6 protein-coding genes and 1 pseudogene are annotated in these 7,303 nt (G+C 66.9%); 5 read left to right on the top strand and 2 right to left on the bottom strand.

Annotated elements, in window-relative coordinates; genetic code table 11:
* The 3 genes and pseudogenes from OXS49_RS22655 to OXS49_RS22645 all read left to right on the top strand — a co-directional run.
* Positions 1-630 (top strand): annotated as a pseudogene (locus OXS49_RS22655) (glycosyl transferase); the annotation flags it as partial.
* Between the two features lie 87 nt (positions 631-717).
* The gene (locus OXS49_RS22650; RefSeq protein WP_267426854.1) at positions 718-1,512 is read left to right on the top strand and encodes an ABC transporter permease; all 795 of its coding nucleotides are present in this window, start codon (positions 718-720) and stop codon (positions 1,510-1,512) included.
* Between the two features lie 134 nt (positions 1,513-1,646).
* Positions 1,647-1,934: a hypothetical protein gene (locus OXS49_RS22645; protein ID WP_267426853.1), complete on the top strand. Its 288-nt coding sequence runs from the start codon at positions 1,647-1,649 to the stop codon at positions 1,932-1,934.
* Between the two features lie 76 nt (positions 1,935-2,010).
* On the opposite strand, the gene OXS49_RS22640 is transcribed toward OXS49_RS22645, so the two are convergent.
* A complete protein-coding gene (locus tag OXS49_RS22640) occupies positions 2,011-3,012 on the bottom strand; it encodes a hypothetical protein (protein WP_267426852.1) in 1,002 nt (333 codons plus the stop codon).
* Between the two features lie 438 nt (positions 3,013-3,450).
* On the opposite strand from OXS49_RS22640, the gene OXS49_RS22635 reads away from it, so the two are divergent.
* Positions 3,451-4,494, top strand: a complete 1,044-nt coding sequence (locus OXS49_RS22635) for a hypothetical protein (RefSeq protein WP_267426851.1) — start codon at positions 3,451-3,453, stop codon at positions 4,492-4,494.
* A 149-nt stretch (positions 4,495-4,643) separates the two neighbouring features.
* Positions 4,644-6,056, top strand: a complete 1,413-nt coding sequence (locus OXS49_RS22630; protein ID WP_267426850.1) for a phosphomannomutase — start codon at positions 4,644-4,646, stop codon at positions 6,054-6,056.
* Between the two features lie 242 nt (positions 6,057-6,298).
* On the opposite strand, the gene OXS49_RS22625 is transcribed toward OXS49_RS22630, so the two are convergent.
* Positions 6,299-7,219, bottom strand: a complete 921-nt coding sequence (locus OXS49_RS22625) for a LysR family transcriptional regulator (RefSeq protein ID WP_267426849.1) — start codon at positions 7,217-7,219, stop codon at positions 6,299-6,301.
* Positions 7,220-7,303: the final 84 nt, after the last annotated feature.

Genomic DNA, 7,303 nt, shown 5'->3' with positions numbered 1-7,303 from the left:
CACGCCGAGCCGGAGCGCGCGGTGCGCACCACCGCGCCGCACCGGCCGGGGCACGTCCGGCGCGTCGCCGTGCTGGGCGGCATCAGCATGCCCGAAGGCGCGTTGGTGCTGCAGGCCCTGGCCGCCGATGCGCGCGAGCGTGATCTGCCGTTGCGGTTCACAATCGCGGGCTACTGCGACCCGGCGCTGGAAGACGGCCTTGAGCGCGCCGGCGTCACGCAGACCGGACGCTACGCCACCGACGATCCGACCCTCGATCGGGAAGCGCGGGCGGCCCTTCAGATCGCCGAGACCGGCCGACATTGGGAGGACGACGAGACCTTCGATCTGGTCACGCAGGTCTCGGCGGATCTGATCCTGCTCCCGGCGATCTGGCCGGAGACCTATTCCGACGCGCTGACGCTGGCGTTGCGCACCGGCCTGCCGGTGGCGGCCTTCGACCTCGGCGCTGCGGCGGAAAGGCTGCGCACCGAGTCGGACGGCCACCTCCTGCCCTATGCCCTGGCCGACGACCCATCCGCCTGCAACGACCGCCTGCTGGCCATCCCGCTCCCGGGCCGGGCCCGCACCACCATCGAGGCCGCCACGTACGACGACCTGATGCGCGACTATTACGGTCGCGTGGCCTGACGCTGCCATCAAGCCCGACGCGCCTGTCCAACCTACTTTGGCCTATTTTATGGTCGAGTCAGGCCCGGCAACGCAGAGGTCGCGCCGATGTTCGCTGTCCCGACGGCTCAGACACAGAAGAGCCCGATCGAGTCCTATCTCCACGTCCTGTACGCGCTGATCCTGCGCGATATCCGCACGCGCTTCGGAGCCTCGCTCTGGGGTTACGGCGTGATCGTGCTCTGGCCATGCGTGCACGTCTTCGTGCTGATCGCGATCTACACCTTCCAAAAATTGCCGGCCCCACTGGGAGACGAGCGGGCGCTGTTTTTCGCCACCGGCGCAGTTCCGGTCCTAGTATTTCAGTACATCTCCCGTGAGGTGATGAAATCCGTTATGATTAATCGTCCGTTGACCTATTACCCTCAGGTCAAAATGTTCGATTTGATTTTCTCCCGTATTCTCGTTGAAATTGTCACGGGGTTCCTTGCTCTTCTGGTCGTCAGTTCCGTGCTGGTGGCCATCGGCGTCAATCTTATTCCGGCCCAGCCGCTGACGGCCGTAACTGGGTATCTGGCAGCCATTATTCTCGGCATCGGCGTTGGAACGATCAACGTCGCAATCATCGGCTTTTTCCCCGGCTGGATGATTGGTTATGCTCTCTTCAGCATCATTCTGTACATCTCAAGTGGGGTAATGTTCCTGCCGAGCTATATGCCCGAACAGCTCTATTATTGGATGAAGTTCAATCCGGCCATGCAATTGGCGGAGTGGGTGCGGTCAGCTTATTATCCGTATGCCGGCATCCAGGTCGATTACCTGTACGTCGTCATGTTTGGCCTGACGTCCGTAAGCATCGGCCTGTTCCTGATCAAACACGTCGTCAGCAAGATGCAGGCTTGATCCGACCACAGAGCCCTTCACCCGAGATACCGGGAGCCGCATCCGTCAGCGCCGCGATCGAATGTGGCTCCCGATCTTCGTTCTGAACCCGTGCTCTCGCGCTGATCCGGCTCGCGGAACCAGCCCGGACCGTATTGCCAAGCCGCCGGGGCGGGACGAAAGGCGGGGGCATCGCCCTCGACCTGCACTGGCTGGCGATCTCCAAGCGCCTGCAGCTGGTTCGCGCGGAAGCCCACTGGTCCGCGGACCTCGACTTCGTCGCCGTGCGCCTGAAGGCTCAGGCTGCCTTCTATGTGGCGAATTATCGCCCGAGCGCGGGGCCGGAACCGATCCGTCCCGCCGATGCGGCCAGGCTCGAAAAGGTGGTGCACCAGTATTCGATTCTCCGTGCGCACCTCGAGCAGCAGGTGAGGGCGCAGTGACGGCACCAGGCGGCGACGCTCGGCCCTATCCGGCTCCACGGGTCGCTCGCCCGCGCTCCCAGGTCCGCACTTGGCCTCATGCGCAAGGCCCGTCGTCGGGACCCGCCGCCAACTCGGCGTCGTAACGCTGGCTGACATACTGCGCGAGATTCCAATCGTCCTTCGAAGGCCGGAACACGAAGCGTTCCGACATCTCCGTCAGCACCAGATCGGGCCTCACCTGCGCGATATGATCGTAATCGAGCTGCGTACTCCAGATGAAGTGCACCTCGCGGAACGTCTCGGCCAGCATGATCGTCAGGCCGATCGGAGCGAAATTGGCATAGCTGTCGCCGAACAGCATGACGCGCCGGGGGTCGGTGGCCCGCGCGTTCCGATAGATCACGTGCGCCCCCGTATGGAGCGTTCCCGACAGGCCGCGCCGCTCCCGGTGTTCGACGATCGGGCTCGCATACACGCGGACCGCATCCCGCTGCAGAGCGTGCAGCATCGTCCCTTCGTACCGCGGGGGGTCGAAGGCCATCCCCAGATCGCCCGCCCAGCCCGCGTGATAGGTGGCGGGCCGCTCCTCGAAATCACGGACCGGCTCGGCGCCGATCGCCCCGCAGATCTCGCGATAGGCCAGCAGACGGCCGGCAAACGACAGGTGACTGTCGGTCCGATAGAAGAGATTCTGCATATCCCGCTGCTGTCGCATGGGTGCGATCAGATCGATCAGCGTCGCCCGCCATCGCAGGTTCCGACGGATATAGTTGACGAGGTTCATGCGCCGGAGCGGAAACAGCGTGTAGTAGGCATCCTCATGCAGGAGCCGGAAGGCGGGCGACAACCGCCAGTCGATGCGCAACCCGTCCAGCAGATGATCGTAGATCGTGATCTTCTCCGGCATCAGGATATGCTTGTAGGGGATGCCGAGCGCCCGCAAGCGTCGCTCGCGCTGGGCGACGATCAGACGCCAGTGGATCAGCAGAAACTGCGCTTCCGGCGACCGCACATATTGCGAGCTGACGTTGTTGGTCCCCTGCAGCAGGAAAAGCCAATCCCGCTTTCCGATATGGACCTCGACGGACGTCGCCATGAACCCAAGCTTGCTCGCGATCGAAGCGGGACCCGCAACCCGAACGGCGTCTTCGTGGTCCAGGCGCCTTGAGACCGGCTCCGTGACCACGCGTCGAACGGCAGCGCCATCAGCCGCCGCGTGAGCCGAAGGGTCGGCGCGGCCCCACGCTCCTCTAGAACCGTTCCCGATCGCGTTGCAATCGGAACGGTTCCGGGCCCTCGCGGTGCCCCGCCCGCCTGCGCCGAACCGGCATCCATCCCGGCGCAGCCGCGTGGCGACCGGATCGTCACATCCCGCGGCGACGCCGGTGCCTTTTGCGCTCGGCTTGGCGAAGTGGTAGGGCCGCCGAGCCTGGAGGGGACCGAGGAACGACGGTCCTGCTCGGGAGCGTCGCCGACGCTTCGAACGGATTGCGCCAAGACGGATTGCGACCCAGAGACGACTTAGAGCCTCACCGTGCGTTTCTTCATCGATCACGACGACGGCCATTCGATCCGGGGCTGGATCGTTCCGGACAATCAGCTCGCAATCAGCCGCGTCGTCGTGTCCGTCGCAGGGCGGCGCGTCGCGGAGGTCGCGGCGAGCCATATCGACGCGACGTTTCGGAACAACGGCTGGCACGCGACCGGTCAGTGCATCTTCATCGTGACAGAGGCCGAGGTGCCGGGCCTCGCGGCGCTGGAACAGCTCGAACTCTATGACGCGGACACCAACGCACTGGTGCATCGGCGCATTCCGGCCGACGGGAAGATCCACTGCCGCACCTGCCTGATCAACACCGGCATCGAACCGGAGTCGGTTCTGCAGAGCGCCATGTTCCCCCATTACGCGCGCAGCTACTTCGGCATGCACCGCATGTCCGACGAAATCCTGACCAGCATCTTCCTGAACCCGGTGCGCTCCCTCCTCCTGTCGGGTTCCCTCGTCATCCCGCGATACGAGAATTTCCTGACCCCGGATCTGATGGTCACGGCGCTCCTGGTGCAGGATCCGCACCTCGAAATGGCGACCCGCATGCACTGGCTGCAGGCGCGGGCCGACGATGCCGCCGATCCTGCGCGCAGCTGGCGCCTCGGGCCGCTGGCCGAAGCCGCAGCCTTCATCAAGGATTACGATCTGACCGACCCGAAGAGCCTCAAGCGCTTCTTCCGCATGATGCCGGAATCGGCCTACCGCCTGCTGTACAATCCCCTGACCCGCCAGCTGGGGACCCGCATGCCGGAGGATCGGCTGCACCCGGGCAATTCGATCGCGGCGATCGAGGTCCTGTCGCGGGTCGGCATCGTCGGGCACAAGACCCGCTTCCAGGCCTTTGCCCGCACGCTGTTCGACCAGCTCTACATCAATGCCCCGCTCCCGGTGCTGCCGGAGCCGCCCGCCGCGGTGCGCGACCTCGCACAGCAGTTGCGGAGCCTTCGCCCGGTGGAAGAGATGCTGGTCTTCGACGCCGCCATCTCCGATGCGGTCAAGGACATCGTCGACAAGCATTGGAACGCGTAGACAGGCAATCCACCCCCGCATCCGCACGCTCGACGCGGCAACACTCTGCTGCTTCGTAGACCTCAGCGTTGGAGCGGGGCATTGAGATCGTCTGGATTTCACGGCATCAGTCGCCCGAGACCGACCCAATCCGAGCCTTTGGAATCGCCGTGAGCAGCCTGAAATTCGGAACCAGCGGCCTGCGCGGGCTCGTGACGGATCTCGTCGGCGGGCCGAGCTATGCCTACGCCTCCGCGTTCTTCCGGTCGGTCCCCGCGGGCGACGACCGCCGCGCGGTGGTGATCGGGCGCGACCTGCGCGACAGCAGCGCGGGCATCGCCGCGACGGTGGCGAGCGCCGCGGCGGCGGCGGGGTTCACGGCGATCGATTGTGGCGCGCTGCCGACGCCGGCGCTCGCCCTCGAGGCGATGCGGCGCGGCGCCTGCGCCGTCATGGTCACGGGCAGCCACATCCCGGAGGACCGCAACGGCCTCAAGTTCTACCGGCCCGAGGGCGAGATCACCAAGGCCGACGAGATTGCGATCCTGGCGGCGCTCGAGGATGTGGCGGCAGGCGGTGCGGTGCCGGATGCCCCGCCGGCCACGCCCGAACCCGACGCGGTCGAGCGCTACCACCAGCGCTACGGCGCGGCCTTCGCGCCCGACATCCTGCAGGGCCTGCGCGTCGCGGTCTACCAGCAGAGTTCGGTCGCCCGCGACCTGCTGACCGACCTGCTCACCGGGTTCGGCGCGGCGGTGACGCCGATCGGCCGCTCCAGCACCTTCGTGCCGATCGACACCGAGGCCCACCGCCCGGAGGACATCGCCACCATCGCCGCGGTGATGGCGTCCGGCACCTACGACGCCCTGGTGACCACCGATGGCGACGCCGACCGGCCCCTGATCGCCGACGGGGCAGGGCGGATCCTGCGGGGGGACGTGCTCGGGCTGATCACGGCGCGGTTCCTCGGTGCCGACACGGTCGTGGTTCCGGTCACGGCCGGATCGGCGCTCGAACAGGCGGGCGGCTTCCGGCAGGTCCTGCGCACCCGGGTGGGCTCGCCCTTCGTCATCGCCGGCATGGAGCAGGCGAAGGCCGCCGGGGCCGAGATCGTGGTCGGATTCGAGGCCAATGGCGGCTTCCTGCTCGGATCGGACGTCACCCGCGACGGCCGGACCCTGCCCGCCCTGCCGACCCGGGACGCGATGCTGCCGATCCTGGCCACCCTCGCGGCGGCGCGTGCGGCCGGCACGTCCCTGGCGGACCTCGTGACGTCGCTCGATGCCGGCGAGATGGCGAGCGACCGGCTCCCCAACACCCCCTCCGAGCGGAGCAGCGCCTTCCTGGGACGGCTCGGCGATGCCGGCTTCCGCGGCGCCTTCCTGAAGCCGATCGGCGTGCCGCAGGATGTCGACCAGCAGGACGGCGTCCGGATCGGGCTCGACGGCGGACGCGCGATCCATTTCCGGGCCTCGGGCAACGCCCCGGAGTTGCGCTGTTACGCCGAGGCGAAATCGGCGCATGAGGCCCAGGACCTCGTCCGCTGGGGGCTCGGGGCCGCCGCCGCCGCCATGGCGGACTAAACAGATTTGCGTTGGTAAGCCAACGCTTCATCGGCTTAGATCTTTGTTTCATCGCAGGTTTCGGTCGCAAAACCGGTGGCCACTTTTGCGAAACCTGCTTAGCTGGGCCACGAGACGGGTTTCCAAAGGGCTCGCCCTTTGGCGGGGTGTCGGGGCGGCAACCGACATCGGGCTTTGCCGGACAATCGGGCTTTGCCCGACGATCGGGCTTCGCCCGACAGCAGGGCGTGGGCAGCCGTCGATCAAGACGTCCTCGGACCGTCCCCCATCGCCGCTCCGGCATAGCCCGACCGGTAGATCTGTTTCAGAAACGCGATGAGGGCCCGGGTCTTGGCCGGCACGAAGGCCCGGCTCGGATAGACCGCGAAGATCCCCGCCGAGGCCGCCGCCGTGTAGGCCGGCAGCACCACCTCCAGCGAGCCGTCGCGCAGCTCGGCGTGGACGTCCCAGGTGGACCGCAGCGCGATCCCGAGGCCGCCGAGCACCGCCTCCCGCACCACCTCGTTGGAATGGGTCCGCAGGGGGCCGGACGCGCCCACCGTGCAGGGCCCCTCCGGCCCGACCAGCCGCCACGGGTTCTGGTTCTCCGTGGCGAGGCAGACATGCCCGCGCAGATCCTCGAGGGTTTTCGGCCGCCCCGCCGCGTCGAGGTAACCCGGTCGCGCGCACAAAACCCGGCGCACCGGGGCGAGCCGCACCGCCGTGAGCCCGGAACTCTCCAGCGCGCCGACCCGGATCGCGAGGTCGTACCCACGCTCCACGATCGATTCGAAATCGTCGCTCAGCTCCAGGTTGAGCACGAGGTCGGGATGCAGGGCGAAGAAGGCCCGCAGATGCGGGACGATGTGCAGCCGCCCGAAGGAGCTCGGCGCCGTCACCCGCAGGGTCCCCCGGGCCCGGCTCGCGTTCTGCGACACGAGGCTCTCGGCCTCCGCGATCGCGTCGACGATCGGGGCGATCCGCTGGAAGAACGCCTCGCCGACATCGGTCGGGGCGACCCGGCGCGTCGTCCGGTGCAGCAGGCGCACGGCCAGCCGTTCCTCCAGCCGCTTCAGCCGCTTCGACACCACCGCCACCGACAGGCCGAGTTCCGATCCGGCCTGAGTCAGGCTGCCGGTGCGGACCACCCGGGCGAAGATCTCCAGGTCGCTCTGATCGTGCATTCTCAACGCTGCGGAAAGAATCAAATCCGTTTTGCTGCCTTTTTCGCAGGTGCCAACGGGTCTATCTCGAAAACCTCAAAAAAA

Source organism: Methylobacterium sp. GC_Met_2 (assembly GCF_026540795.1).
Taxonomy (GTDB): domain Bacteria; phylum Pseudomonadota; class Alphaproteobacteria; order Rhizobiales; family Beijerinckiaceae; genus Methylobacterium.
Note: the sequence above shows the minus strand (reverse complement) of the source record. Positions and strands in the feature narration are given on the sequence as shown.

Excerpts from the sequence above, each read along its gene's own strand:
- OXS49_RS22625 (WP_267426849.1), bottom strand. The coding sequence starts at position 7,219 with ATGCACGATCAGAGCGACCTGGAGATCTTCGCCCGGGTGGTCCGCACC.
- OXS49_RS22640 (WP_267426852.1), bottom strand. The coding sequence starts at position 3,012 with ATGGCGACGTCCGTCGAGGTCCATATCGGAAAGCGGGATTGGCTTTTC.
- OXS49_RS22650 (WP_267426854.1), top strand. The coding sequence starts at position 718 with ATGTTCGCTGTCCCGACGGCTCAGACACAGAAGAGCCCGATCGAGTCC.